General features: G+C 67.3%; 19 protein-coding genes. 16 read left to right on the plus strand and 3 right to left on the minus strand.

Annotation, left to right across the window (positions count from 1 at the left end):
- Positions 1-719 precede the first annotated feature (719 nt).
- The 4 genes from F2Q65_RS12605 (at position 720) to F2Q65_RS12620 (ending at position 5,363) form a co-directional block, all read left to right on the plus strand.
- Positions 720-1,718 (plus strand): LysR family transcriptional regulator, encoded by a 999-nt coding sequence (locus F2Q65_RS12605; protein WP_150093774.1) that lies wholly within the window; start codon positions 720-722, stop codon positions 1,716-1,718.
- Entirely contained in the window at positions 1,615-3,099 is a 1,485-nt protein-coding gene (locus F2Q65_RS12610; protein WP_150093775.1) for a protein adenylyltransferase SelO, read from the plus strand. Before F2Q65_RS12605 ends, F2Q65_RS12610 begins: the two co-directional genes overlap by 104 nt.
- Positions 3,100-3,551: 452 nt before the next feature.
- Positions 3,552-3,974, plus strand: coding sequence for a hypothetical protein (locus F2Q65_RS12615; RefSeq protein ID WP_150093776.1), 423 nt, complete (start codon positions 3,552-3,554; stop codon positions 3,972-3,974).
- Positions 3,975-4,160: 186 nt separating this feature from the next.
- Positions 4,161-5,363: a TraB/GumN family protein gene (locus F2Q65_RS12620; RefSeq protein WP_150093777.1), complete on the plus strand. Its 1,203-nt coding sequence runs from the start codon at positions 4,161-4,163 to the stop codon at positions 5,361-5,363.
- A gap of 6 nt (positions 5,364-5,369) precedes the next feature.
- On the opposite strand, the gene F2Q65_RS12625 is transcribed toward F2Q65_RS12620, so the two are convergent.
- Positions 5,370-6,068 carry a YqiA/YcfP family alpha/beta fold hydrolase gene (locus tag F2Q65_RS12625; protein ID WP_150093778.1) on the minus strand — a complete coding sequence of 233 codons (699 nt, stop codon included), beginning with the start codon at positions 6,066-6,068 and terminating at the stop codon, positions 5,370-5,372.
- Between the two features lie 645 nt (positions 6,069-6,713).
- On the opposite strand from F2Q65_RS12625, the gene F2Q65_RS12630 reads away from it, so the two are divergent.
- The 8 genes from F2Q65_RS12630 to F2Q65_RS12665 all read left to right on the plus strand — a co-directional run bounded on the left by F2Q65_RS12630 (position 6,714) and on the right by F2Q65_RS12665 (position 16,137).
- Complete coding sequence (locus tag F2Q65_RS12630; RefSeq protein ID WP_150093779.1) at positions 6,714-6,980, plus strand: hypothetical protein; 267 nt, start codon at positions 6,714-6,716, stop codon at positions 6,978-6,980.
- A 71-nt stretch (positions 6,981-7,051) separates the two neighbouring features.
- Positions 7,052-7,957 carry a D-hexose-6-phosphate mutarotase gene (locus tag F2Q65_RS12635; protein ID WP_150093780.1) on the plus strand — a complete coding sequence of 302 codons (906 nt, stop codon included), beginning with the start codon at positions 7,052-7,054 and terminating at the stop codon, positions 7,955-7,957.
- 10 nt (positions 7,958-7,967) lie between these two features.
- Positions 7,968-10,817, plus strand: a complete 2,850-nt coding sequence (gene glnE, locus F2Q65_RS12640; protein WP_150093781.1) for a bifunctional [glutamate--ammonia ligase]-adenylyl-L-tyrosine phosphorylase/[glutamate--ammonia-ligase] adenylyltransferase — start codon at positions 7,968-7,970, stop codon at positions 10,815-10,817.
- A 101-nt stretch (positions 10,818-10,918) separates the two neighbouring features.
- Positions 10,919-11,839 (plus strand): branched-chain amino acid transaminase, encoded by a 921-nt coding sequence (locus F2Q65_RS12645; protein WP_150093782.1) that lies wholly within the window; start codon positions 10,919-10,921, stop codon positions 11,837-11,839.
- Positions 11,840-11,959: 120 nt separating this feature from the next.
- Entirely contained in the window at positions 11,960-12,145 is a 186-nt protein-coding gene (locus F2Q65_RS12650) for a zinc-finger domain-containing protein (RefSeq protein WP_150093820.1), read from the plus strand.
- 3 nt (positions 12,146-12,148) lie between these two features.
- Positions 12,149-13,495 carry a DEAD/DEAH box helicase gene (locus F2Q65_RS12655; protein WP_246156194.1) on the plus strand — a complete coding sequence of 449 codons (1,347 nt, stop codon included), beginning with the start codon at positions 12,149-12,151 and terminating at the stop codon, positions 13,493-13,495.
- 126 nt (positions 13,496-13,621) lie between these two features.
- Complete coding sequence (locus F2Q65_RS12660) at positions 13,622-14,380, plus strand: PAS domain-containing protein (protein ID WP_281291038.1); 759 nt, start codon at positions 13,622-13,624, stop codon at positions 14,378-14,380.
- On the plus strand, positions 14,380-16,137 hold the full coding sequence (locus F2Q65_RS12665) for a chloride channel protein (RefSeq protein WP_150093784.1): 1,758 nt from the start codon (positions 14,380-14,382) through the stop codon (positions 16,135-16,137). Before F2Q65_RS12660 ends, F2Q65_RS12665 begins: the two co-directional genes overlap by 1 nt.
- Positions 16,138-16,161: 24 nt before the next feature.
- On the opposite strand, the gene F2Q65_RS12670 is transcribed toward F2Q65_RS12665, so the two are convergent.
- A complete protein-coding gene (locus tag F2Q65_RS12670) occupies positions 16,162-18,444 on the minus strand; it encodes a tRNA(Met) cytidine acetyltransferase TmcA (protein ID WP_150093785.1) in 2,283 nt (760 codons plus the stop codon).
- Between the two features lie 103 nt (positions 18,445-18,547).
- On the opposite strand from F2Q65_RS12670, the gene F2Q65_RS12675 reads away from it, so the two are divergent.
- A complete protein-coding gene (locus F2Q65_RS12675; protein ID WP_150093786.1) occupies positions 18,548-18,787 on the plus strand; it encodes a DUF2061 domain-containing protein in 240 nt (79 codons plus the stop codon).
- A 187-nt stretch (positions 18,788-18,974) separates the two neighbouring features.
- Here F2Q65_RS12675 and folE read toward each other — a convergent pair whose 3' ends face one another.
- On the minus strand, positions 18,975-19,613 hold the full coding sequence (folE, locus tag F2Q65_RS12680) for a GTP cyclohydrolase I FolE (protein WP_150093787.1): 639 nt from the start codon (positions 19,611-19,613) through the stop codon (positions 18,975-18,977).
- Between the two features lie 424 nt (positions 19,614-20,037).
- On the opposite strand from folE, the gene F2Q65_RS12685 reads away from it, so the two are divergent.
- The 3 genes from F2Q65_RS12685 (at position 20,038) to F2Q65_RS12695 (ending at position 24,758) form a co-directional block, all read left to right on the plus strand.
- Positions 20,038-21,813 carry an N-acetylglutaminylglutamine amidotransferase gene (locus tag F2Q65_RS12685; RefSeq protein WP_150093788.1) on the plus strand — a complete coding sequence of 592 codons (1,776 nt, stop codon included), beginning with the start codon at positions 20,038-20,040 and terminating at the stop codon, positions 21,811-21,813.
- 93 nt (positions 21,814-21,906) lie between these two features.
- Positions 21,907-23,652: an N-acetylglutaminylglutamine synthetase gene (gene ngg / locus F2Q65_RS12690; RefSeq protein ID WP_150093789.1), complete on the plus strand. Its 1,746-nt coding sequence runs from the start codon at positions 21,907-21,909 to the stop codon at positions 23,650-23,652.
- On the plus strand, positions 23,649-24,758 hold the full coding sequence (locus tag F2Q65_RS12695; RefSeq protein WP_150093790.1) for an osmoprotectant NAGGN system M42 family peptidase: 1,110 nt from the start codon (positions 23,649-23,651) through the stop codon (positions 24,756-24,758). Before ngg ends, F2Q65_RS12695 begins: the two co-directional genes overlap by 4 nt.
- The last annotated feature ends 513 nt before the right edge of the window (positions 24,759-25,271 follow it).

Genomic DNA, 25,271 nt, shown 5'->3' on the forward strand with positions numbered 1-25,271 from the left:
GCGGATAAGCGAAGCGCATCCGCCACAGGCCACAACGGCGGATGCGCTTCGCTTATCCGCCCTACAGTGTTCACCTTGTTTTGGACGCGTTCCTTATTGGCCAGGCGGTCCGTTCGATCAGCGCGTCCCAAGCGATGCGAAGATCGCCACAAAGAGAGGGTGCATGCCGGCGCGACGTTTGACTGATGGTCGAACGTCGCCCCGGCATTGCGAAGGGCCTGTCGGGGCCAGGTGACCTGGCCTGTGAGGTTGCCCGTCGTGTCTTGCAGGGACCATCGGGCTTGTTATGTGTTGTGCACTGTCATTCGGCCTGGGCGTGCCAGAAATCAGTGTCGTCTGGGCGCTGGTTGTTTCAGATCTGTGTCTGTCGATTGTCGTTCTGTTCCCGTGGCCTGTATGCAGATCGGCTTTGCCGGTGGGCTGCCGTGATGCTGCAGTTCGGTGCCCAGTCCCGTGTGCAGTCTTGTGCACCAAGGGCGTAGTCTGGGCCACGGGTTGCGCCTGTCCTCTCTCGCCTCCTCACCGGCCTGTCCGAACCCCGCGCAGAAGCAGCACGAAAGGTTCTGGCCAATCTGGACTGCAGCTTAGCCTTGCAGGTGCATTCGATCCATATAGCTGATCGAATAGAGGTGATTCGAAATTGGAATATTTGCAGCCATCATCCGAGGGCTGAACACAAAACCACCGGAATTTCGTAGGTAACGGCTCTGGAATCCCGCATGCTAACGCCCGATGTTCGTCTACTGAAGGTCTTCGATGAGGTGTACAAGACGCGCAGCGTGAGCCGGGCGGCGGAGAATCTGTCCCTTGGACAGCCGGCGGTAAGCATCGCGCTGGGCAAGCTGCGGGAGCATTTCGGTGATCCGCTGTTCGTGCGCACCTCTTCGGGCATGGAGCCGACGCCGTTCGGCCAGACGCTGATCAAGCCCATGCGCGCGGCCATTGAGGCCATCGATGTCGCCCTGGGGCAGCACTCTGCCTTCGATCCGGCGCTGTCGCGTCGCGTCTTCACCGTGGCCATGACCGACACCAGCCAGATGGCGCTGTTGCCGGATCTGCTGCATCGCATCCGCGAGGTGGCGCCGAACGTGCAGATCCGGGTGGTGTCGCTGTCGACTGCCACCGGTCGGCGACTGGAGGCGGGCGAGGTGGATCTGGCCATCGGTTTCATGCCGGAGCTGGACGCGGGCTTCTATCAACAGACGCTGTTTCGGCAGCACTACGTCTGCCTGGTGTCCGCGGGGCACCCGCGGGTGCGCGAGCAGCTTGATCTGGCAGCGTTCGAGCGCGAGGAGCACGCCGTGGTGCGCACCTCAGGCAGCGGCCATCAGATCATCGAGCGGGAGATTGCACGGCAGAACATCAAGCGCCGCGTGGCCGTTACCATTCCGGACTTCGTCGGCGCCGCCTTCGTTGCCGAGGCCACGGACCTGGTGGCGACCATTCCGGGCCGCCTGAGCGAGGCCCTGGCCCGGCGCGGCCGGTTCAGGATCTTTCCGGTGCCCTTTCCGATGCCGGAGTACGCCATCAAGCAGCACTGGCACGAGCGTTATCACTACGATCTGGGCAGCCAATGGCTGCGCGGACTCATCCGCGACCTGCTGGGGGGAATGAATGATCCGGTTCGACAATACCTATGTGCGCCTGCCGGCGGTGCTGCACGCACCGGTGACACCGACGCCGGTGCGTGCGCCGCGGCTGATCCGGCTCAACCATGAGTTGGCAACGGAGCTGGGGCTGGATGCGGATGAGTGGGCGTCGTCGGCCGGGGCCGCCGTGCTGGGGGGCAACCGCTTGCCGCCGGGGGCGGAACCCCTGGCCATGGCCTATGCCGGTCACCAGTTCGGCCAGTTCGTGCCGTCGCTGGGCGACGGTCGGGCGGTGCTGCTGGGGGAGCTGGTGGATGTCGCCGGCCAGCGTCGGGATCTGCACCTGAAGGGTGCGGGCCGCACGCCGTTTTCCCGCGGGGGTGACGGTCGGGCGGCGCTTGGGCCGGTGGTGCGTGAATATGTCCTCGGCGAGGCGATGGCGGGTCTGGGAATCCCGACGACCCGGGCGCTGGCGATGGTGGCCACCGGTGAGGCGGTCTATCGGGACCGGCCGGAGCCGGGCGCGGTCCTGGCCCGTGTTGCCGCCGGTCATGTGCGGGTGGGGACCTTCCAGTATGTCGCCAATCTGGGCGATCTGGATGCGGTGCGAGCGCTGGCGGACTATGTGATCGACCGGCATTATCCGGACTGTGCAGCGGCGGGTCAGCGCTATCGGGCGCTGTTCGAGGCGGTGGCACAGGCGCAGGCGGCGTTGATCGCGCGCTGGATGCTGGTGGGTTTCATCCATGGGGTGATGAATACCGACAACATGGCCATCTCCGGCGAGACCATCGACTATGGTCCCTGCGCCTTCATGGACCGGTACCATCCGGCGACGAAGTTCAGTTCCATCGATCACGGCGGGCGCTATGCCTATGACCGCCAGCCGGGCATCGGTTACTGGAATCTGGCGCAGCTGGCCAATTGTCTGTTGCCGCTGCTGGCTGACGATGAGGCGGACGGCGAGGCGGCGCGGCAGTGGGCCCTGGGGGCGCTGGACCGATATGGTGAGGCGGTGGATGCGGCTTATGTTGATGGCTTGTGTGCCAAGATCGGGTTGCAGCGGCCGCGGGCTGGCGATCGGGAGCTGGCGCTGGATCTGCTCGCCCGGATGGCGGAGCAGGGGGCGGATTTCACCAATACCTTCAGGTTGTTGAGCGATCTGTCGGCGGAGGCGTCGGAGCGGGATGCGCCGTTGCGGGCGTTGTTTGATCAGCCGGCGGTGCTGGATGACTGGGTCGGGCGCTGGCGGCGGCGTCTGGCGCAGGAGGAGCGCCCGGATGCGGCGCGTCAGGCGGCGATGCGGTTGGTGAATCCGGCGTTCATTCCGCGCAATCATCTGGTGCAGCGGGTGATCGAGGCGGCGACCGGTGAGACGATGGATCTGGGGCCGCTGGATGCGTTGTTGCGGGTGGTTGCGCGTCCGTACGATGAGGATGCGGGTTCGGCGGAGTATCGGCGTCCGCCGCGGCCGGAGGAGGAGGTTCAGCGGACCTTTTGCGGGACTTGACGGGCGTGCTTTGGGTTTGTGTTCTGTGTCTTGCTCCGTTTCATTTGGTGTTTTTTAGCTGTTGTGTTTGTTTCAGTCCGTCTGCCGTGTTTGGGTTAGCTGGCGTGTTGCGGCGTTCTTTGGTGCCGTGAGCAGGTCGGGTATCGGCGCTCTGGGGACGCCGTGAATACGTCCGTGTAGGCTTCACGATCGCATCCCTGTTCAGATCAAGGGCGATCGAGACCCCAGAGCGCCGACACCCGGCCTGCTCACTCTGTCTGCCACCGTGCTTGCGCCACCTCCCGGCCTGCGCGCCTCGCCGTCATTCCGGCAGGATGCCGGAATCCATTGCCAGGGATGGCAAGCGTTGCTGTCGACCACCGTGCTTGCGCCACCTCCCGGCCTGCGCGCGTCACGCCGGAGCCGCGCTCGGCTTATACTGCGGTTCTGTCATGTCACTGTGGATCCATGCCATGTCTGTTGTCTCTCCGGCGCGCGGCCTCGGGCTTGTTCTGCTTTGCGCGCTGGTCGTGACGGGCTGCGGGCGCATCAAGCAGGACCGCATGGCGGAGTCGCTGTATGCGGCGACCAAGGGCTATGCGGAGTCCGTGCGCTGGGGCTACTTCGAGTCGGCGGTGGGGTTTGTGCATCCGGATGTGCGGGCGGATGTGGATTTCTCGGTGCTGGACAATGTGCGGGTCACGGGTTACGAGGTGGTCCAGCCGGCGCTCATCGGCGCCCAGCAGCAGGCGGTGCAGGTGGTCCGCATCGAGTATGTGCTGGAGGATCGGCAGCGGCTGAAGCAGTTGACCCAGCGGGAGGACTGGCGCTGGGATGATGCGCAATCCACCTGGTGGCTGCACACGCCTTTGCCGGCGTTTGCGGCCACACCCTGAATCTGGCATCCCCAGGGAAACGCTGATTGATTCAGCATTTCCCGTGCGGGGCAGTAGGCCTCGCCATTTTTGGCGGCGCAAGCCGCTGAAAATGAAGCGATTCGGAAACCGCATTTTCGAATCTCGTGCTGGTGTTTGGCCAGGATGGCCAATAAATCAGCGTCTTCCTAGAGTATCGAGCGCGTTATGGAGACACAGGAAGAACCCTTGCTGACGGTGGAGGCGGGTGGTGCGCAGGTCACGCTGCTGGGCACGGCCCATGTGTCGCGCAGCAGCGCGGCCAAGGTGCAGGAACTGTTGCAGCAGGAGGGCGGCGGTTTCGATGCGGTGGCGGTGGAGCTGTGTCCCAGCCGTTATAACGCCATTGTCAATCCGGACAGTCTGAGTCGCATGGATCTGTTCGCGGTGATCCGCGAGGGTCGCGTCTACATGGTGGCGGCCAGTCTGGCGCTGTCGGCTTATCAGCAGCGGCTGGCGGAGCAGTTCGACATCGAGCCGGGTGCGGAGCAGCGGATGGCGATCGAGCAGGCGCGGCAGCATGGGCTGCCGGTGTTGCTGATCGACCGCGAGCTGGGCATCACGCTGAAGCGGGCGGCCCGGAATCTGGGTTGGTGGAGGCGGCTGAATCTGTTCTCGGGCCTGCTGGCGGGCTTGCTGTCGCGCGAGCAGGTGAGCGAGGAGGAGATCGAGCGGCTGAAGCAGGGCGATGTGTTGGAGACGACCTTTGCGGAGTTTGCACAGGATCGGGCGGATCTGTACCGGCCGCTGATCGCGGAGCGTGATCGCTATATGGCGCTGCGTCTGCAGCAGTCGCTCGGCGAGCAGCCGCTGGCGCGGGTGCTGGCGGTGGTGGGCGCAGGTCACATGAAGGGGTTGGCGGAGCAGTTGGTGCGCCCGTCGGCCGCACCGGAGACGGAGATTGCGGCGCTGGAGCAGGTGCCTCCGACTTCGCGGCTGTGGCGTCTGCTGCCTTGGGTGGTGGTGGCGGTGATCCTGGGTGTGTTCGTCTATGGCTTTACCCGAAGCCCGGCGCTGGGCTGGAACCTGGTGCTGGATTGGGTGCTGATCAACGGCTCGCTCTCGGCGCTGGGCACGATCCTGGCGGCGGCGCATCCGCTGACGGTGGTCGGTGCCTTTTTTGCGGCACCGCTGACGTCGCTGAATCCGACCATCGGTGCGGGCATGGTGGCGGGGGGCATCGAGCTGAGCCTGCGCCGCCCCAGTGTCGGTGATTTCGGCCGTCTGCGCAGCGATCTCTCGGGTCTGCGCGGTTGGTGGCGCAATCGTGTGTCGCGGGTGTTGCTGGTCTTCATCTTCAGCAGCCTCGGCTCTGCGCTGGGCACCTATGTGGCGGGCTTCCGGATCGTCGGCCGGCTGGTAGGTGCCTGACGGGGTTCAGGATGCGGCGCCGGATTCAGGGTCGCTGCCGGACAGGGCTGCGCGGATCAAGCGGATGGCGTCGTCCATGTGCTGGAAGGCGTGGTCACCGCCGGGATAGATGTGCACCCGGGCGCAGCGGCGATAGAGCGTGGCGGCGATCTGGTGGTCGATGAGTTCGTCGCCGGCGTCCAGCAGCAGCGTCGTGGGTATGCCGTCGTCGTCACCGTCGCAGGGGCTGTCGACGGCATAGGCGCGGGTGGCTTCGATGAGGTCGGGCGTGAGCAGGTAGTGTTCCCCGGCCGCGGTGGTCATGGGGGTGTCGGCCAGGGTGGGGAGCAGTCGCCAGGGCTGCAGTGCCGGGTTGATCATGAACAGGTGCGTGATCGGAAAGCGCCGGGCGAGGGCCTGTCCGTAGAAGCCGCCCATGGAGCTGCCGACGATGATGGGCGCAGATCCCGTGCCGGCGACTCCCGTGCGGGCGAGTCGTGCGCCGATGGTTTGTGTATCAAAGGCTTGCGTGCTAGTCAGTTGCTCGCCAGTGAGATGTTCGCCAGTGAGCTGGCTGAGCAGCGCCGTCAGCTGTGCCATCGCCTGATGCGGGCGGTGGGCGGGATAGTCCGGGGCCACGACCTCTGCCGGGGTCAAGGCCTCGCGCAGCAACCGCGCCTTCAGTGACTGACCCGAGCTGTTCAGTCCGTGCAGATAGAGGATCATGCGACTATTACGGTGACGGTGTATTGATCTAGTCTGGAATGCTGAGCTTAGGGAAATGCTGATTTATTCGGCATTTCCCGTGCGGGGCAGGAGGCCCCGCCATTTTTAGCGGCGCAAGCCGCTGAAAATGAAGCGATTCGGAAACCGCGTTTTCGAATCGCGTGCTGATTTTTGGCCAGGAGGCCAATAAATCAGCGTCTCCTTAGTGTATCGACCCGCTTAACAAAGGGGCAGTATTCATCAACAGGGATGTCCTGGGTTGGTATATGGATCGATCGCTACGCGAGCTTGGGTTCACGGGTTGGGTGTCGGCGCTCTGAGGACGCCGTGAATACATCCCTGTAGGCTTCACGATCGCATCCCTGCGATCGAGACCCCAGAGCGCCTACACCCAACCCGCTTATGAAGTGACTGGCGATGGTCCAGCACAACACTGGGACCTGTGGACATGGGACAGCGTATAACTTAAATACGGGGACAGTAATTAAAGCCAGGGATGTTCCGGGTTGGTATATGGATCGATCGCTACGCGAGCTTGGGTTCGCGGGTTGGGTGTCGGCGCTGGCCGGCAAGCCGCCGGGGCCGAAGCATGGGCCTCTGGCGTATACTGTGGGCTTTGCAATGCCGACGCTGAGGAGCAAACCGATGGAGGCCGATGTGCAGACGCCGATGGAGCGAGTCGAGCGGCTCTATGCCGACCTGGTGCTCCACTATGGCGAGGGCGACCAGCGCGAGATCCGCGCCGCTGCGAAGATCCTGCTGGTGGCGCTGGCCAAGTTCCGCGAGCATGGCGGTCCGCAGTGGGAATCGCTGCTGGATGAGTATGTGAATGCGCTGAAGCAGGATCCGGCGCGGTTCGAGCGCATGCTGGAGAGCAACCGGGCCACGGCCTCCGATCAGTTGCTGGCCTGAATTGGCGAAAGGTGAATCGGGGAAAGGCTGGATACGTCAGCGTCTTCGGAACTCGGACCACAGGAGCCATCATGGACATCGACCAGGCCAACGAAGAATTCGGCATTCCGGGGAGCGTGCAGATCTGTGCCGGACGCGGCGACCTGCCGCTGATCATCGTCGACAACGCGTTTGCGCGTGCCGAGATCAGTGCCTATGCAGGGCAGGTGCTGTCGTACTGCCCGGAGGACGCCGAGGCGGACCTGCTGTTCGTCAGCCGCGAGGCCCGGTTCCAGCGCGGTCAGGCCATCAAGGGTGGTATCCCGGTCTGCTGGCCCTGGTTCGGACCCGATCCGGAGGTCCTTGGCCGGCCGGACCACGGCTTTGTCCGCACCCGGCAGTGGACGCTGCTGCTCACCGAGGTGATGGCGGACGGCGCGGTCCGGATCCGGCTCGGCATCACTGACGATGCCGCATCGCGAGCGCTATGGCCGCATGCGTTTGCGCTGGAACTCGAGGTCACCATCGGACGCACCCTTGAGGTGGCCCTGGTCAGTCGCAACCCGGGCGATGCGCCGGTGACGCTGACCCAGGCGCTGCATGCCTACTTCCGCATCGGCAACATCCGCCAGGCACAGGTGCTGGGGCTCGCCGGCCACGAGTACATCGACAAGGTTGGTGAAGCGGTGCGCCGTCGGCAGTCCGGTCCGGTGAATTTCGACGGGCCGGTGAACCGTATCTATGTCGACACCCTGGATGGCCTGATCATCGATGATCCGGCGCTGGGGCGGCGCATCCACATCGAGCGCGAGGGCAGCCGCTCGGTGGTGGTCTGGAATCCGTGGATCGGGCAGGCCCAAGCCATGGCGGACTTTGGCGATGACGAATATTCCGCCATGCTCTGCGTGGAGTCCGCCAATGCCGGGGACGACGAGGTGACGTTGGCGCCGGGGGCGAGCCATCGGCTGGCCACGCGCTATGCGATCCGCAGCGATTGAGCCCACGAGCATGCAGGAACACAGCGCCCAGACCCTCGAACACCACTGGCAGGACTGGCTCGACTGGGCCGCCGCCAACGCCGTTGCCGTGCCGGCGGATGCCGATTTCAGCGCCGCCCGGGCCCGGGTCTGGGCGGCGAGCGAATTTGCCGCGCTGACCAGCGCTCGCAGTCCGCAGACCCTGGCGGACCTGATCGCCGAGGGCATCCTGGGGCGCCCGCTGGTGGCCGGCGAAATGGCGGCGGAACTGGTACGGCAGTTGCGCGGGGTCGGCGACGAGGCTGCGCTGCAGCGTGCGCTGCGGCTGTTCCGTCGCCGTCACATGCTGCGCATCGTCTGGCGCGACCTGGCCGGCTTGGCCCCGCTGGACGAGACCCTGGAGGACCTGACCGAACTGGCCGATTGCTGCATCCGCCAGGCGCTGGCGTTGCTGCGCGGCTGGACCGAGGCCGAGATCGGCGTGCCGCAGGATGCCGAGGGGCAGTCGCAGCCGCTGATCGTGCTGGGCATGGGCAAGCTCGGCGCCCGGGAACTGAACTTGTCGTCGGACATCGACCTGATCTTCGCCTTCCCCAGCAGCGGCGAGGTCAGCGGCGGCCCGCGGCCGCTGCGCAACGAGCAGTTCTTCACCCGCCTGTGCCAGCGTCTGGTCAGTGCGCTGGATACGCAGACAGTGGATGGCTTCGTGTTCCGGGTCGATACCCGTCTGCGGCCCTTCGGCAGTGCCGGCCCCCTGGCCATGAGCTTCGACGCCATGGAGGGGTATTACCACTCCCAGGCGCGCGAGTGGGAGCGCTACGCCATGACCAAGGCGCGGGTGGTTGCCGGCGATGCCGAGGCCGCCGCTGAACTGATGGCCATGCTGCGGCCGTTCGTCTACCGGCGCTACCTGGACTTCGGCGCCATCGAGTCGCTGCGTTCGCTCAAGGCCTCCATCAGCCGCGAATTGCGACGCAAGGGCATGGAAGAGAACATCAAGCTCGGTCCCGGCGGTATCCGCGAGATCGAGTTCATCGGCCAGGCGTTCCAGCTGATCCGCGGCGGGCGCGATCCGGATCTGCAGATCCGCCCCATCCAGACGGTGCTGGGGCTGCTGCGCGACAAGGGTCTGCTCGGCGCCGACGTGGTCGAGGGGCTGCTGGCGGCCTATCGCTTCCTGCGCCTGACGGAAAACCGCGTCCAGGCCTGGCAGGACCGCCAGACGCATCTGCTGCCGGCCACGCCCGAGGGCCAGCGGCGCCTGGCGCGCAGCATGGGGTTCGACGACTGGCCGACGTTCAAGCAGGCGCTGGACGGCTACCGGCGCCAGGTGCAGGCCTGTTTCGACGCCGTCTTCGCCGATCCCGGCGGCGATCGCGAGCACGGCCTGGCCGCGCTCTGGGCCCGCCAGCCGGATGCGGCGGAGTGCGAGCGGGTGCTGGCGGAGCATGGCTTTGCCGACGGCGCCGGCGCACGCGCACGCATCGACGACTTTCGCGACACCATCGCGCGGCGTGGCCTGAGCACCCGGGCGGCGGAGCATCTGGAGCTGGTCATGCCGGCGCTGCTGCAGGCGGTGGCGGACAGCGATGCCCCGGATCTGGCGCTGCCGCGGGTGCTTACAGTGCTGGAATCGGTCATCGGGCGTACCGCCTATCTGGCCCTGCTGTCCGAGCATCCGGGCGCCCTGCGCCAGCTGGTGCGGCTCAGCGCCAAGAGCCCCTGGTTTGCCGAGCGCACGGCGCGGCAGCCGCTGCTGCTGGACGAGTTGCTGGACCCGCGCCGCCTGTTCGAGCCCCTGCGCCGCGCCGACCTGGAGCAGGAGCTGGACGCGCTGCTGGCGGGTGTCGAGGCGGACGACCTGGAGCAGCAGATGGAGCGGTTGCGCCAATTCGCCCAGGGCAACATGCTGCGCACCGCAGCCGCGGACATCACCGGCGTGATCCCGCTGATGGTGGTCAGCGACTATCTGACCGAGATCGCCGAGGTGGCCTGTGCCCGGAGCCTGGCCATCGCCTTTCGCGATCTGGCCGTGCGCCATGGCTGCCCGCCGGGCACCGACGTCCTGCAGCCGGGCTTCATCGTGCTGGGCTACGGCAAGCTCGGCGGCATCGAGCTGGGCTACCGCTCAGACCTGGATCTGGTGTTCCTGTACGACGATGCCCTGGCCGGTGCCATGACCGACGGCGAGCGCCCCATCAGCACGGAGCAATTCTACGTGCGACTGGGGCAGCGGCTGATCCACGTGATGACCACGCCCACCTATTCCGGCGTGCTCTACGAGGCCGACATGCGCCTGCGTCCGGACGGCGACACGGGCATGATCGCGCGATCGCTGAAGTCGTTTGCCGACTACCAGGCCAGCGACGCCTGGACCTGGGAGCACCAGGCCCTGGTGCGTGCCCGGCCGGTGGCCGGTGACGGCCGACTGTTCGAGCCGTTTGCGGCGGTGCGCCGGCAGATCCTGTGCCGCGAACGCGAGCCTGAGCAGTTGCGCACCGACGTGCGCGACATGCGTGAAAAGATGCGGACCAACCTGGACAAGACCGGCGCCGGGCTTTTCGATCTCAAGCAGGGTCGCGGTGGTATTGCCGATATCGAGTTTATGGTTCAATACCTGGTCCTGCGCTGGGCGGCGGCCCACCCCGAGCTGGCCGCCTGGACCGACAATGTGCGCCTGCTCGAGACGCTGCAGCGGCTGCAGCTGTTGCCGGGCAGTGGCGCCGATGACCTGACCGCCGCCTACAAGGCCCTGCGGGCGGCCTACCACCGCAATGCGCTGGAGGATACGCCGGGTCTGGTGCCGGACGATCATCTGCAGACCGAGCGCGACCGCGTGGCCGCGTTGTGGGTGGCGCTGATGGAGCCGGCGACCCCGTGACCGCAGGCCCATGCCCTGCGGCTGGGGCGTGGAGAATTGACACGATTTCATCGGCCCTCGGCCTCAGGCCCTCGGCCCTTCCGTTTTCAGGAGCATCAAACATGAGCATGGCGGACCGTGAAGGCCTGATCTGGCACAACAGTCAGATCGTGCAGTGGCGCAATGCACAGACCCATGTGCTGACCCACACCCTGCACTATGGCATGGGGGTGTTCGAGGGGGTTCGCGCCTACAAGACCGAACGCGGGCCGGCCATCTTCCGCCTGCGCGAGCATACCGACCGGCTGTTCAACTCCGCGCACATCCTGGGCATGAAGGTGCCCTACGACCGCGATACCATCGACGAGGCGCAGCGCATCGCCGTTCGCGAGAACCGGCTCGACTCCGCCTACATCCGGCCGATGTTCTACTTCGGCCCGGAGGGCATGGGGCTGCGCGCCGACAACCTGGACGTGCACTGCATCGTCGCCGCCTGGGAATGGGGCTCCTACCTCGGCGAGGAGAACATGAAGAACGGCATCCGCGTGCGGGTGTCGTCGTTCACGCGGCATCATGTCAACGTCACCATGTGTCGGGCCAAGGCCAACGGCAACTACATGAACTCCATGATGGCGCTGCAGGAGGCCATGCGCGACGGTTACGACGAGGCCCTGATGCTCGACGCCCAGGGCTACGTGATGGAAGGCACCGGCGAGAACGTCTTCCTGGTCCGCGGCGGTGTGCTCTACACCCCGGATCTGACATCGGCGCTGGACGGCATCACCCGCAAGACCATCATGACGCTGGCCCGGGAGCTCGGTATCGATGTGGTGGAGAAGCGCATCACCCGCGACGAGGTCTACATCGCCGACGAGGCCTTCTTCACCGGCACCGCCGCCGAGGTGACGCCCATCCGCGAGGTGGACGGGCGTGCCATCGGCAGCGGCACCCGCGGCCCCATCACCGAGCGGCTGCAGCAACTATACTTCGACGTGGTGCACGGCCGCAGCGAGGCGCACCTGGAGTGGCTGACGCTGGTGTGACGGCGACGGCAGTAGCAACAACCACCCGCAAAAACCGACATCTCGTTTGCAGCAGGTTTAACCCCAGGGAGCGACGACGTGACACAAGCAACCACCGACCCCGCACTGGACTTCAGCCAGGTGCAGCCGCCGCCGCATCTGCAGCAGGTGCGCAGTGTCAGCCACAAGGACCTGCCGTTGTGCTGTCCGCTGCCAGAGGATGAGGTCTGGAACATGCATCCGCGCGTGTACCTGCCGATCGAGGACGATCCCGGCGGCGAGGCCACCTGCCCCTATTGCGGTGCCCGGTACCGGCTCGAGGACTAGCCCGTGTCCGATCCCGAAGCGACCGGCGGCTTCGACCATCTGGACCTGACGGAACCGCTGTTGCGCGGTCTGGCCAGGGCCGGCCTCGAGACACCGACGCCGGTGCAGCAGCAGGTGGTGCCGGCCGCCCTGGTCGGGGCGGACCTGCTGGTGTCGGCGGTGACCGGCTCGGGCAAGACCCTGGCCTTCCTGTTGCCGATGCTGCAGCGCCTGATGCAGGAGCCCGGCTCGGCCACCGCCGTACGGGGGCTGATCCTGACCCCGACCCGCGAACTGGCGCGCCAGGTGCATGCGCATTTCATGCGCGTAGGCAGCTACACCCGGCTGACCGCGACGGTGATCATCGGCGGCGAGAAGCGCGCTCTGCAGACGGCGCTGCTGCGGCGCAATCCGGACATCCTGATCGCCACGCCCGGGCGGCTGCTGGAACACCTCGACAGCGGCGAGGCGGATCTGGGCGAGCTGCAATGCCTGGTGCTGGACGAGGCGGACCGCATGCTCGACATGGGCTTTGCCGACGAGGTGGTGTCCATCCTCGCCCGCTGCCCGGCGGAGCGCCAGTCCATGCTGTTCTCGGCCACGCTGCAGCAGCCCGGCCTGGATACCCTGGCGCGGCAGTTGTTGCGCGATCCGCAGACCCTCTGCGTCGACCCCGGCCGCGAGCCACACCCGGACATCCACCACCAGTTGCTGTTCAGCGACGAGCCCGAGCACAAGCGCCGCCAGCTGCAATGGCTGCTGGATAACGAGCCAGCCGACAAGACCCTGGTGTTCGTCAACACCCGTGAGCGGGCCGAACAGATCGGCGACTGGCTGTCGGGACAGGGAGAGCGCTGCGCGGTGCTGCACGGGGATCTGGATCAGCGCGAACGTAACCGGGTCATGGGGCTGTTTCTGCACGGCACCGTCGGCGTGCTGGTGGCCACGGATGTGGCGGCCCGCGGGCTGGACGTGCCCGGTGTCGGGCGCGTGATCAACCTGGACGTGCCGCGCTGCGGCGATGACTACCTGCATCGTACCGGTCGAACCGGGCGAGCCGGCCAGGCGGGCCTGGCCGTGACCCTGGTCAGTGGCCCGGAATGGAACCGCATGCAGGGCATCCAGCGCTTTCTGCGCCTGTCGGTGCAGCCACGCCGCATCCCCGGGCTGGAGGCCAGTTTCAACGGCGCCGCGAAACGGCCCTCCAGGTCCGGCGCCGCGGCCAAGGCCCGGCGGCAGAAGGCGCCATCGAAACCGGCCGGCACAAAGCCGCCAAAGACCAAGGATCGCCTGCGGGACCGCAAGAACATCGGCAAGCGACGCAAGCCGTCGAGCGAAGCCGGCCTGGCACCCCCCAGGCGCAAGGGCTAGGGCATGCTGTACCCACGCAACGCAGGTTGCTTCAGCCACCGGTAAACGCGTCTTCACCTTCCTCACCGGAGACCCCTCATCGATCGCGCCATCCTCGCTTCCGTCCTGGAGATCACCGATCTCTATCTGCTCACTGACGCCGAGGGCGTGATCCTGGACCAGCGCGCCGGGTCGGGGGCGAAATCGTCCCTGCCGCCCGGCCGGACGCTGCATCAGCGGATCGAAGACGCCTTCCCGCCCGGGGTCGGTGTCGGCTTCGGCGAGGCCGTTGCCGCGGCCCTGGAGACCGGGCGGCCGCAGCGCTTCGACTACGATCTCGAGACCGCCGACGGCCGGCGCGACTTCGAGGCGCGGGTCAATGTCCTGCAGGACCGCCGGCACTGCGTCATCATCGTGCGCGACATCACCGCCCGGCGCCAGGCGGAGCGTGCGCTGGAGCAGGAGCGCTTTCTGCTGGGCGAGCGGGTCAAGGAACAGCAGTGCCTGTATGACATCTTCCACCTGACCGACGACCCGACAGCGCCCATCGAGGACATCCTGCTGGCGGTGGTCAACCGGATCCCGGCCGGCCTGCGCTATCCGGAACTGGCCTCCGCGCTGGTGACCTGGGACGAGGCGGTCTACGCCAGCCCCGGCTTTAGCGTCAGCGACTGCGTGCTGAGCGTGGATGACTCCACCGGGCGCGGCGAGATGGTGCGCCTGACCTTCGCCTACGGCGAGATCCCGCCGTCCTGCGAGGGTGGCCCCTTTCTGCCGGAGGAGACCTTTCTGGCCCAGGCCATCGTGCACCGACTCACCGAGATCCTGGATCGTCGCGCAACGGAACAGGCCCTGCTGGAGCAGAAACGGTTGCTGGATGCCTTGCTGAGCCGGACCGGTGACTGATGCGTGGCGGATGGCGTCGCCGGTTGCCGCGACCGTCGCTGGAGGCGCTGCACCTGCGCCTATCGCGGCCGGACACGCTGTTTTGGCCGGCCCTGTTGGGCCTGCTGACCGGGCTCGCCGCCGGCGCCGTGATCGTCGGCTTCCGGCTGGTGGTGGAGGGGGCCCAGGCGTTGATGCTGCCGGGCCACGGGGAGAACTATGAGGCCCTGTCCGCCTGGGTACGACTGCTGTTGCCCATCGGCGGGGCGCTGCTGATCGGCCTGCTGTTCTGGCGCCTTGCCAGGGACAGTCCGGTGCTCGGGGTGGCCCGCGTCCTGGAGCGCATGGAATACCACCAGGGGCACATGCACGCCCGCGGGCTGGTGCTGCAGTTTATCGGTGCCGCCCTGGCCATTGTCAGTGGCCACTCGGTGGGGCGCGAGGGGCCGAACATCCACCTCGGCGCCGCCAGCGGCAGCCTGATCGGCCAGCGCCTGTCGCTGCCCAACAGCAGTATCCGCAACATGGTCGCCTGCGGCACGGCCGCCGGCATCTCCGCCTCCTTCAACACCCCGCTGGCGGGGGTGATCTTCGCGCTCGAGGTGCTGGCGCTGGAATACCGTCCGGCCAGTTTCATCCCCATCATCCTGGCCGCGGTCAGCGCCAATGCCGTCTCGGTGGCGGTGTTCGGCAGTGCGCCCACCCTGCAGATCCCGCCGCTGGCATTGTCGTCCCTGGGGGCACTGGCGCCGGTATTGCTACTCGGCCTGTTCGTCGGCGCCCTGTCCGCGGCCTACATCCTGCTGGTGGAGCGCATCGCCGCCCTGGGCAAGGGCGTGGGGCTGTTGCGGCGCATCCTCATCGCCGGCGCCCTGGCCGGGCTGGCGGGTGCCCTGGTGCCGGAGGTGATGGGGCTGGGCTACGATACCCTGCAGCAACTGCTGCGGCAGCCCCTGGCGTGGGGGTTCCTGGCGGTGTTGCTGCTGGCGAAGCTGCTGGCCACCTCGGTGGGCGTCGGGCTCGGCATTCCCGGCGGCAGCATTGGGCCGGCGCTGTTCATGGGGGCGGTGGCCGGCAACCTGGTGGCGGTGTCCACCGTGGCGGTGACCGGAGCCGAGGGTGTCGATGCGGGCTTCTACGCGCTGCTCGGCATGGGCGCCATGATGGGCGCAAGCCTGCAGGCGCCGCTGGCCGCGCTGACGGCCATCGTGGAACTGACCCACAGCCCGGGGCTGGTCATGCCGGCGATGCTGGCCATCATCCTTGCGGGCCTGACCTGCAAGGAGCTGTTCGGCAAGGACTCGCTGTTTCTGACCGCGCTGCGGGCCAACGGGCTCGACTACCGGGCCCATCCGGTGGTGGATCTGTTGCGTCGCAGCAGTGTCGGCGGCGTGATGAATACCCGCTTCGTGCGCAGCGGACCGCGGCTGAGCCGCGGCGAGGCGGAGCGGCTGCTGGCGGACGAGCCCGAGTGGGTGATCGTGGAGCGGGATGGCGTGCCCGGCGCGCTGATGCCCGGCAAGGCCGTTGCCAGCCATCTGGCCCGCACGCCGGAGGCCGAGCAGCTGGATCTGCTGGAGATCCCCGCCGAGCGCCTTGAACTGGCGCCGGTGCATCTGCAGGCCACCTTGCAGGAGGCCATGGACCGCCTGCAGCAGCAGGGCGCCGAGGCGCTGTATGTGCAGCGCATGACCGCGCCGGGCATCCAGCGCATCTACGGGGTCCTGACCCGGGAGCGCATCGAGTCCGCCTACCGCTACACTGGGCGACGCGGCTAGGCCGACGCGGCTAGGCCGACGCGGCTAGGTTTCGGCGCGTGGCGGAGGCGGCGACTGCCGCTGCGGCAGCGGCTCGATCCGTGCCAGCAGCCGGGCGATGCCGTCGCGCAGGGTCCGCAGCAGCGCCTGCTTGCCGCTGAGGCCGAACTGCTCCGCAACACCGTTCCAGTCGCGCTGCTGCAGGATGCAGGCCAGCAGCAGGTCGGTCTGCTCGGGTGCGGTTCGATCCGCCCCGGAGGCAAGGGGCAATGTCCGGGGCAGCTTGGCGAGGAGCAGTCGGTGCAGTGTCGGCAGGGCCGCGTCGAAGCCCCGCGAGGCATAGGCGAAGGCGTCCAGTTCCCGTTGCTCGTCCGCGCTGGGCGACCAGCGCCGGGTTGGTGCGCCGCGCAGCAGCGCCGTCACCACGGCAGGCTCGACGTCGCGCAGCGGACCCGCCAGCCGCACGCCGAGGTGCGGCACCAGTCGCGCCCGGGCCGATGTGTACAGCGCCCGGCCGTCGGCGCTCAGCGGATGCAACAGCACCGCGGCATGGGCCCCGCTGGCGGCATTGCGGTGGCTGCCCAGGTGCACCGGTGCCAGGCCGCAGCGCTGCCAGAACTGCAGCAGGTCCGACGTTGCGCCGAAGCTGGCGCCGAGCAGATCCTGCCCCTGTCGGCGCGACCGGGCGATCAGCCCTTGCACAAGCTGTCTGCCGAACCCGCGGCGGCGGGCGCGGGGGTGCACGGCGATGCGTACGATGCGGGTGTAGCCCAGCCGCGGGGCGTCGAACAGCCCGGCATGGGCCGACAGGGTCTGCGGCAGCAGATGCCCGCGGGGGCGGCGTTGCCCGTCGAAGATCGGGGCCAGCAAGGGCTGTGGAAGCCGGCCCTCTTCAGCGCTCAGGGCCGTGGCCAGCACCCTGTCCCCCTGGTGCAGCACCGCCACCGCCATGTGCGGGCCGTCCAGCATGTGCAGCAGGTCCGTTGGGCGTGTCTGGTAGTGCCCCAGCACCAGCAGGCCGAAGATCTGGCGCAGCAGCCCCTCGTCCGCCGCCAGCCGGTCGCGGTCGACGGATTCGAACCGCGGGGGCGGGGCCCCGGGGGCGCAGGCGGCGTCGACCTGGTCATCTGCTGCCGGCTCGGCATCGAGCAGCAGGGCGCGGTGGATGAACCGCTCCAGCGGGTCGTCCACGGCCCAGCGGATGGGTGTGCGCAGCCGCAGCAGGCGCCAGTGCGGCGTGACCCGCTCCAGGACAGCGCGAAACCGGATCTCGAAGCCGCGGCCGGTGCCTTCGTAGCCGTGCACGGTGCTGGCGAAGACGATACGGCGATAGCGGCTGAGCATGGCTTCGAGCATCGGGGCCGGGATGCCGGCGGCCTCGTCCACCAGCAGCAGGTCCGCGTCCGGACGGCTGCGCAGCAGCACGTCGGGTGCCAGGAAGTGCAGGTGGTCCGCCGCTGCCGGATGACCCGCCCGGGCATGGGCAAAGACCGCCTCGGCGGCGGCGCGGCGGGGCGCGGTGACCAGTATCCGCGGCGAGCCGTCGGACAACAGCCGGGCGACGGCGATGCCGAGGGCGGCGGACTTGCCGCGACCGCGGTCCGAACTGAGCACCAACGGACGGTTGGCGCGGCCAAGGGCCACCTTGCAGATGGCCTCCACCGCCTGTTGCTGATCCGAGGTGGCGGGAGTCGATGCCGGCGCTGGCATTGGCCCTGTCTTTGGCGCTGCCAGTGCTGCAGGCGCCGGCGCGACCGGCCTTGGTGTCGGGTTGTCGGGCCCGTCGCTATCGTCGGAGCCAGCGGCGCCGCTGCCCGCCGCCGGATGCACGAACCGGACGTACGCCTGTGGCTGGGTGTCGCCGGCGGGCAACGGACAGCGCACCACCGCCGGGGAGCTGAGCAACAACCGGCCAAGCCGGCGAACGAAGCGCCCGGAGACCGCCGCGGACCCCGCCGGGTCGCGTCCCCAGCGGGCCAGCGGCGGGGTCAGCAACAGCAGCAGGCCGCCCCCGCGCAGGGTCCCGGCAGCGGCTCCCAGGGCGTCCGGGTCCAGGCCGTGGTGGGTGTCGATGATCAGCAGGTCACATTCGCCGCCCAGCAGTCGGGCGGCTTGGGCCGAGGACAGGGCATCCGGGTGGGTGTCTCCGCCGATGCGGTGCACGCGCTGGGGCGGCGCGATTTTGGCCGATGTCTGGACCGGGGGCAGGGCCAGCGCCTGCACCAGCGCCTCCGCGGCGGCGCGGCCGGCCTCGGCCGGGCCGTCGAGCAAAACCAGCCGGCGTTGGTTGAGGTCGATGAGCTCCTGTCGGAGCCGATCCAGATCCATAGTTAACGCCGATGAGCGGGATGCAAACAATCGATTTATTTTTCTAAACGAGGATCACTATCATTTACTAAACGTCAAATGCAGCGCACTCGGAGGGGTTCACATGACCAAGACCATCAGCTTCGCAATCATGCATTTCACCGTCGCCTTCGGTGTGACCTATGCGCTCACCGGCGATCTGGTGATCGGTGGCCTCGTGGCCATGGTGGAACCGGCGGTGAATACGGTGGCCTACCATTTCCACGAGCAGATCTGGGAGCGGTTGCGCCGGCGGCCATCGGCGGGCGGACCGGATGCGGCCGCGGATCACCTCATGAATGACCAGGCCGCAATGCCGGCCTGATCGTTCATCCTGCAGACGGGCCGCTGCCCTCCCTAAGGAGACGCTGATTTATTGGCCTCCTGGCCAAAAATCAGCACGCGATTCGAAAACGCGGTTTCCGAATCGCTTCATTTTCAGCGGCTTGCGCCGCTAAAAATGGCGGGGCCTCCTGCCCCGCACGGGAAATGCCGAATAAATCAGCATTTCCCTAACGATGCAGGAAACCCATGAACTCGGCGCGGGTGCGCTGATCGACCTCGAAGGTACCGCGCATGGCGCTGGAGACGGTGGTGCTGTTCTGTTTCTGCACGCCGCGCATCATCATGCAGGTGTGACTGGCCTCCATGACCACGGCCACGCCATGGGCACCCAGATGCTGCATCAGTGCATCCGCCACCTGATTTGTCAGGCGCTCCTGCACCTGTAGCCGGCGGGCGAACACGTCAACCACACGCGCGACCTTGCTCAGGCCCACTACCTTGCCGTTGGGCAGGTAGCCGACGTGGGCATGGCCGAAGAACGGCAGCATGTGGTGTTCGCACATGGAGTAGAACTCGATGTCGCGAACCACGACCATCTCTTTGACGTCTTCCTCGAAGATCGCCTTGCGGATCACCTCTTCGGCGGAGAGTTGGTAACCGCTGGTGAGGAAATCCATGGCCTTGGCCACGCGCAGCGGCGTGCGGCGCAGACCCTCGCGCTGGGGGTCCTCGCCGATCTCGCTTAGCATGCGCCGCACCAGATCTTCCTTGACGGGGTCGTAGATTTCGTCTTCGTGCTCGGGCTCGAAGCTGTCGGCGTAGTGTCCGTCCGAGACGACGCGGGAAAGCTTGGGTTTGCTGGGCATGCTGTTCCTTCAGTTCGCGCTCTTGGTTCGCGACCTAGCTGAGGTAGGGATGATGACGGGAATTTTACAGCCATTGCACCAGGCCTGCGCGTTCCCGTATTGTGAGCTTTTCGTATCCCGCCTGGCAGCGTTGTGTCGCATTGGTTAGACTAGGGTGCGTAGGCAGCCGGGGTTGTGCACCGCGGGGTGCCGCTCCGGGCGCCATTGGTGACGCGACGACCTGGATGCCGATGCGCAGCGCCCCCTGTTCGTGCACCCGATCGGTCCGTGCACCATGGCGGTGCGCAATCGGGGTGCAGGGTGCCTGCGTTGGAACCGCGACCGGCGTGCCAGGTGGCCATCGCGACTAGTCGGCACAAATCCTGCGTCGGAACCCTGCAGGCCCCTGCGGCCCGCTGCAAACTCCCAGCTCGAGGAACCCGTGATGTGTGGATTCTGCGGTGAGATCCGCTTCGACGACCGTCCCATCGACCTCGGCGCCGTCGGCGCCATCAACCAGGCCCTGCGGCCCCGCGGTCCGGACGGCGACGGCCTCTTCCAGCAGGGTCATGTAGCGCTGGCGCACCGCCGACTGAGCATCATCGATCTCAGCAGTCATGCCAGTCAGCCGATGGTGGACAGCGAGCTGGGGCTGAGCATCGCCTTCAACGGCTGCATCTACAACTACAAGGACCTGCGGACCGAACTGCAGGGCATGGGCTACCGGTTCTTCTCCCACGGCGACACCGAGGTGGTGCTGAAGGCCTTCCACGCCTGGGGGCGCGACTGCGTGCAGCGCTTCCATGGCATGTTCGCGTTCGCCATCGCCGAGCGCGACAGTGGCCGGCTGACGCTGGTACGCGACCGGCTCGGCATCAAGCCCTTCTACTACGCCGAGCGGCCCGGCGGCCTGCGCTTTGCCTCCACCCTGCCGGCGCTGCTGGCCGGCGGCGGCATCGACACCGACCTGGACCCGGTGGCGCTGCATCACTACATGCACTTCCACGCCGTGGTGCCGGCGCCCTTCACCATCCTGCGCGGTGTGCGCAAGCTGCCGCCGGCCACCATCCGCGTGGTGGAGCGCGACGGCCGGCAGCAGGAGTTCAGCTACTGGGCACCCCGCTTCGAGACCCGGCCCGAGGAGCAGGCGCTGGGCTTCGAGGACTGGCAGGACCGGGTGCTCGCTGCCCTGCGCACCGCCGTCGATCGCCGGCTGGTGGCCGATGTAGACGTCGGCGTGCTGCTGTCCGGCGGGCTGGACTCCAGCCTCATCGTCGGCCTGCTGGCGGAACAGGGGCAGCGTGGCCTGAATACCTTCTCCGTGGGCTTCGAGAGCGTCGGCGACGAGGCCGGCGACGAGTTCCAGTACTCCGACATCATCGCCCGGCACTACGACACCGCCCATCACAAGATCCGTGTCGACTCCCGGGCGAACCTGCTGCCGAACCTGCCCGGTTGCATTCGCGCCATGGCCGAGCCCATGGTCAGCCACGACGTGATCGGGTTCTACCTGCTGTCGCAGGAGGTGGCCAAGCACGTCAAGGTGGTGCAGAGCGGGCAGGGGGCCGACGAGGTGTTCGGCGGCTACCACTGGTACCCGCCCATGGCCGACAGCCAGGACCCGGCGGCGGATTACGCCCGGGTCTTCTGCGACCGCGGGCATGACGAGTACCTGCGCGCCGTGCATCCGCGCCTGCATGGCGCCGACCACAGCCGCGACTTCATCCGTGCGCATTTCGCCGCGCCCGGTGCCGAGGCGGCGGTGGACAAGGCGCTGCGCATCGATCAGCTGATCATGCTGGTGGACGATCCGGTCAAGCGCGTGGACAACATGACCATGGCCTGGGGGCTGGAGGCCAGGGTGCCCTTCCTCGACCACGAGCTGGTCGAACTGGCGGCGCGCATCCCCGCGCAATACAAGCTGTGCGACGAGGGCAAGTGCGTGCTGAAGGCGGCGGGTCGGCGACTGATCCCGACCGAGGTCATCGACCGGCCAAAGGGCTACTTCCCGGTGCCGGCGCTGAAGTATCCCCGCGGCGAGGTGCTGGACATGATGCGCGACGCGGTGACCTCGCGGCGCGCCCGCGAGCGCGAGCTGTTCCAGCGCGATTACGTCGACGAACTGCTGGCTGCGCCTGAGACGCACATCACGCCCTTGCGCGGCTCTAAGCTCTGGCAGGTGGCACTGCTTGAGCTGTGGCTGGCGGAGCACGGGCTCTGACCGCGGCATGTCCGGAATCATGGCGTTCCCCGACCACCGACTGCCATCCGGCGACAACCGAACCCGCGTTCGCAACGGGCACAGCAACTAGGCATGAAAGACAAAATCCGTCACCGACTCGAGCGCCGGCGGGCCCCCTCGGTGAGCAGCTGGGACAGCAAGCCTCGTCATGAGGGCGAGATCTGGTCCGAGACCGTGGTCGACTGCGGCTGGGGTCGGCTGATCTTCGGCCAGACCTTCGACGACCTGGAATGCCTGGCCCGGTGCCTGCAACAGGAGCGCGCCGGTACCCGCGACGTGGCCATGTACCTGCGCGATCCGCACGTGGTGCTGTCCCATGCGCCGCTGGATCTGTTCCTTGACCCATCGCACACCTTTCGGCTCTGGCTGGATCGCTACCAGTACTCGCACCGGCGGCCCAAGGGCTTCATCGTGCGCATGCTCAACAGCCGCAGCGATGCCGAGGCGGTGCACCGGCTCTACAGCGCCCGGCGCATGGTGCCGCCGAGTCCGGAGTTCGTCTGGCAGCATCGGGCCTCCAGGGTGCTGCAGTACTGGGTGGCCGAGGACGAGCAGGACGGTAGTGTGCTGGGTGCCGTCAACGGCGTGGATCACGTGGAGGCCTTTGGTGATACCGAGGGCGGCGCCAGCCTGTGGGCGCTGGCGGTGGACTCCCAAGCGCCGTACCCGGGGGTCGGCGAGGCGCTGGTGCGACAGGTGGCGGAGTTCTATCAGGCGCGGGGGCGGTCGTTTCTGGACTTGTCGGTGATGCACGACAACCGCAGCGCGATCCGTCTTTATGAAAAGCTCGGCTTCGAACGCGTGCCGGTGTTCGCGCTGAAGAACAAGAACGCCTTCAACGAGCCACTGTTCATCGGCCGTCAGCCGGAGAGCCGGCTCAACCCCTACGCCACCATCATCGTCAACGAGGCGCGCCGCCGCGGCATCGGCATCGAGGTCATCGACGCCGACGCGGGCTACTTCGCCCTCAGCCTCGGCGGTCGGCGCATCGTCTGCCGCGAATCCCTGAGCGAACTCACCACGGCGGTGGCCATGAGCCTGTGCGACGACAAGGCCCTGACCCAGCGGCTGCTGCACCGGGCCGGGCTGCGGGTGCCGGACCAGGCGCGCTTTGATGCCCTGGACCAGGCGGAGGCCTTCCTGACCAAGCACCAGCGCGTCGTGGTGAAGCCAGCCCGCGGCGAGCAGGGGGCCGGCATCAGCGTCGACATCCGCGATCCGAAGGACCTGGAGCGGGCGATCAAGACCGCTCGGCGTATCTGCGAGACGGTGATCCTCGAGGAATTCTGCGCCGGCGACGATCTGCGCATCATCGTCATCGACTTCCAGGTGGTCGCCGCCGCCATCCGCCGGCCGGCGCAGGTCATCGGCACCGGCCTGCACTCGGTCGGCGACCTGATCCAGATCCAGAGCCGCCGCCGACGGGCCGCAACCGGTGGCGAGTCGTCGATCCCGGTGGACGAGGAGACCGAACGCTGCGTGCGTCAGGCCGGCTACGCCATGACCGACGTGCCGCCGGAAGGCGAGGTGCTGGTGGTGCGCAAGACCGCCAACCTGCACACCGGCGGCACCATCCACGACGTCACCGCGGAGCTCAGCCCGGTGCTGGCCAAGGCCGCGGAGCAGGCCGCCCGGGCGCTGGACATCCCGGTGACCGGCCTGGACTTTCTGGTGCCGGACTGCAGCGGCAGCGAGTATGTGATCATCGAGGCCAACGAGCGACCAGGACTGGCCAACCACGAACCGCAGCCCACGGCCGAGCGTTTCGTCGACCTGTTGTTCCCACAGACCGCCAATCACCGGGGGTACCGGCAGTGAAAGCGATCCCGATCGATACCCGATACCTGCTCGACGTGCTGTTCCGGCTGCTGTTCACGCCGAGCCCGTCCGGCTACACCGACCGCGTGGTGCACCTGGTGTGCGAGGAACTTGAGCGCATGGGCGTGCCCTTCGAGCTGACCCGGCGCGGCGCCATCCGCGCCACGCTCAAGGGCGAGGCGCGCCGGCCCAACAAGGCCGTGGTTGCCCACATCGACACCCTGGGCGCCATGGTCAAGTCATTGAAGCCGAACGGGCGGCTGCAACTGGTGCCGGTGGGGCACTGGAACGCGCGCTTCGCCGAAGGGGCCCGCTGCACCCTGTTCACCGACATCGGCCAGCATCGCGGCACCATCCTGCCGCTGAAGGCCTCCGGCCACACCTTCGGGCCCGAGATCGACAACCAGCCCGGCGGCTGGGAGTACGTGGAATTCCGTATCGACGAGCGCGTCTCCGACCTGGGCGGACTGCTGCGCCTGGGGGTGCACGTGGGTGATTTCGTCGCCATCGACACCGCGCCCGAGGTCACCGGCACCGGCTTCATCAACGCCCGCCACCTGGACGACAAGGCCGGCGCGGCACTGCTGCTGGCGGCGACCAAGGCGGTCACGGAGCACGAGGTCGCGCTGCCGGTGGATTGCCATCCGCTGTTCACCATCTCCGAGGAGGTGGGGTCCGGCGCCTCCGCCGCGCTGCACCAGGATGTGGCCGAGATGCTGACCATCGACAACGGCACCACTGCGCCGGGGCAGAACTCCAGCGAGTTCGGCGTCACCATCTGCATGGCCGACATGGGCGGTCCGTTCGACTATCACCTGACGCGTCGCGTCATCCAGCTGTGCCAGGAATTCCAGATCCCGCACCAGCGCGACATCTTCAAGTACTACCGCTCCGACAGCGCCGCCGCGCTGGAGGCCGGCAACGACGTCCGCACGGCGCTGGTCACCTTCGGCGTCGATGCCTCCCATGGCTACGAGCGCATCCACCAGGAGTCGCTGGAATCCATCGCCGAGCTGGTGGCCGTCTACATGCAGTCGCCGCCACTCTATGCCCGCGATCGCTACGAGATGGGCCCCCGCGCCGGCTTCCCCACCATGCCCGGGTAGTGCGGCCAGTTTCGGCCGCGGCCCCAGGCCTGATTGCACTGGATCTGTACACCCAACCGGTATCCCTTCCGGGTACAGTCTGCTGTCACCTGAACAGGCCGTCACCGTAATAGGTCTGTACACCCCGCAAAGGATTCCTTCCAGGCTGAGTATACTGTCCCCGCAATAGCGTCACCGCAGTATTGGGTACACCTCGTTTTGGCGCCCCCCGCGTTGTCGGTGACTTGTCCTGGACCGTTGCCCGTCACTTCAAGAGCGGGTTGGGTGTCGGCGCTCTGGGGTCTCGATCGCAGGGATGCGATCGTGAAGCCTCCACGGACGGATTCACGGCGCCCCCAGAGCGCCGGCACCAACCCGCGAACCCAAGCTCTCGTTGGGATGGATCTCTACGCCGCCCAAGACGCTTCCCTGGTTAAATACACTGTCTCCTTATTAGGCGGAAGCGCATCCGCCGTTGTGGCCTGTGGCGGATGCGCTTCGCTTATCCGCCCTACCGTGCATCCGTGTAGGTTA

This window comes from Thiohalocapsa marina (assembly GCF_008632335.1).
GTDB classification, from domain to species: Bacteria; Pseudomonadota; Gammaproteobacteria; order Chromatiales; family Chromatiaceae; genus Thiohalocapsa; species Thiohalocapsa marina.

Excerpts from the sequence above, each read along its gene's own strand:
- F2Q65_RS12605 (WP_150093774.1), top strand. The coding sequence starts at position 720 with ATGCTAACGCCCGATGTTCGTCTACTGAAGGTCTTCGATGAGGTGTAC.
- F2Q65_RS12610 (WP_150093775.1), top strand. The coding sequence starts at position 1,615 with ATGATCCGGTTCGACAATACCTATGTGCGCCTGCCGGCGGTGCTGCAC.
- F2Q65_RS12615 (WP_150093776.1), top strand. The coding sequence starts at position 3,552 with ATGTCTGTTGTCTCTCCGGCGCGCGGCCTCGGGCTTGTTCTGCTTTGC.
- F2Q65_RS12620 (WP_150093777.1), top strand. The coding sequence starts at position 4,161 with ATGGAGACACAGGAAGAACCCTTGCTGACGGTGGAGGCGGGTGGTGCG.
- F2Q65_RS12625 (WP_150093778.1), bottom strand. The coding sequence starts at position 6,068 with ATGATCCTCTATCTGCACGGACTGAACAGCTCGGGTCAGTCACTGAAG.
- F2Q65_RS12630 (WP_150093779.1), top strand. The coding sequence starts at position 6,714 with ATGGAGGCCGATGTGCAGACGCCGATGGAGCGAGTCGAGCGGCTCTAT.
- F2Q65_RS12635 (WP_150093780.1), top strand. The coding sequence starts at position 7,052 with ATGGACATCGACCAGGCCAACGAAGAATTCGGCATTCCGGGGAGCGTG.
- glnE (WP_150093781.1), top strand. The coding sequence starts at position 7,968 with ATGCAGGAACACAGCGCCCAGACCCTCGAACACCACTGGCAGGACTGG.
- F2Q65_RS12645 (WP_150093782.1), top strand. The coding sequence starts at position 10,919 with ATGAGCATGGCGGACCGTGAAGGCCTGATCTGGCACAACAGTCAGATC.
- F2Q65_RS12665 (WP_150093784.1), top strand. The coding sequence starts at position 14,380 with ATGCGTGGCGGATGGCGTCGCCGGTTGCCGCGACCGTCGCTGGAGGCG.
- F2Q65_RS12670 (WP_150093785.1), bottom strand. The coding sequence starts at position 18,444 with ATGGATCTGGATCGGCTCCGACAGGAGCTCATCGACCTCAACCAACGC.
- F2Q65_RS12675 (WP_150093786.1), top strand. The coding sequence starts at position 18,548 with ATGACCAAGACCATCAGCTTCGCAATCATGCATTTCACCGTCGCCTTC.
- folE (WP_150093787.1), bottom strand. The coding sequence starts at position 19,613 with ATGCCCAGCAAACCCAAGCTTTCCCGCGTCGTCTCGGACGGACACTAC.
- F2Q65_RS12685 (WP_150093788.1), top strand. The coding sequence starts at position 20,038 with ATGTGTGGATTCTGCGGTGAGATCCGCTTCGACGACCGTCCCATCGAC.
- ngg (WP_150093789.1), top strand. The coding sequence starts at position 21,907 with ATGAAAGACAAAATCCGTCACCGACTCGAGCGCCGGCGGGCCCCCTCG.